This window comes from Salinicola sp., from assembly GCF_982684285.1.
Window position 1 is genome coordinate 1 of the sequence record NZ_CEXLVS010000483.1, and the last position, 1,260, is coordinate 1,260.

Annotated in this window: 1 protein-coding gene; it reads right to left on the bottom strand. The window is 40.1% G+C overall.

From position 1 onward, the window contains the following. Positions 1–801 (bottom strand): hypothetical protein (locus AC3AYF_RS21300; RefSeq protein ID WP_487780464.1); only part of this gene is annotated, 801 nt, incomplete at its 3' end. Between the last annotated feature and the right edge of the window lie 459 nt (positions 802–1,260).

Consider the following 1,260-nt stretch of genomic DNA (forward strand, 5'->3'; position numbering starts at 1 on the left):
GTTTGGTGGGGGGGCGTTGTATGTTTGATTACTTGTTTCTGTTGCTTCTTTCGGGTAGTCATCCTCTTTTTCGCCCACAGCATCTCTTTCGTTATCTGTAGTTTCTGTGGCATCATTCGGGAAGGCATCATCACTGTCTTCGATACCATCACCATCTGAATCTGTTGGTTCTGTAGAACTACTGTCATCCGTTCTATAGAAAACAAGATGCATATCATCGACGGTTAACTTATAAGGACCGTAACCCTTAAACTGAATATAGGAAAACAGGCGCGTCACTCTGATCGCCGGATCAAGATCTAAGGTCACATCAACCGTGACATCACCGGTTTGTGTTCCCGGAATCGTCTGACAGTTTTCGGTACGCAAACTACCAACCTGGTAAGCCACGGCACAAAAGTTTACTCTTCCTTTAGGGTTCTTAGCCTCAGGAATATGAGCTTTCGCATAAATTTGCACCGCCTTGCCATAAATTTCAGCACCCCACTTATAATCACGGTTTGCATACACACTGCCATAATCACCGGAATTTATCTCAAAACTGTAATCACCATTAAGTGCACTATCAGTCGTTCTTTCTGATGTTATTCGGCTACTGGATACATTCAGTGCGCCTATGCCTTGTTCAAAGTCATTTTCGTAAATAACTTCTGTGGTGGTGCCTGCCAAAGAAAGCGGTGAAAACTCAGCAAAACGATTAGTTTCTGCTGCAGCAACACTTTGAAGTATAAATAGGTTTACTAGAAGAGATAGCAAACCCAAGATGGGTTTGTGCCACGTTGACTTTTTCGTATCTAACATCAAAACATCCTTTATTTAGGATAAAAACAAAAATCAGACATATAAGCTGATTACTGAAATAGTGCTCGTCATATCCTAATGATTAAATAATTTGATTCTTTGACGCGCCTCTCACTTTTCACTCCAAAACCCTATAAAAATCAAGTGGTCAGAGTAATTGATTTCTGTGGCCGATTCACATTAAGCAATTAATAACTAGTCAGCCAACCACAAAAAAGCCCTAACATTCTTTTATGTTAAGGCTTAAGTCATCGTATACTTCATGTGTGCCTACAAAGCTTCTTTTACTTTACTTATATGTTTTATTTCATTGTATGTTGATTGCTCTGTTTATACTTCTCGCTTTTCCTATCTCCGCCATGAAAGCCTCGCTTAGTTTTCAATCCAATCTCACTTGCTACCGTCTGATGAAACAGATCTGAACCCAATACTTCACCTCTCTCAAGACTAGTTGATATC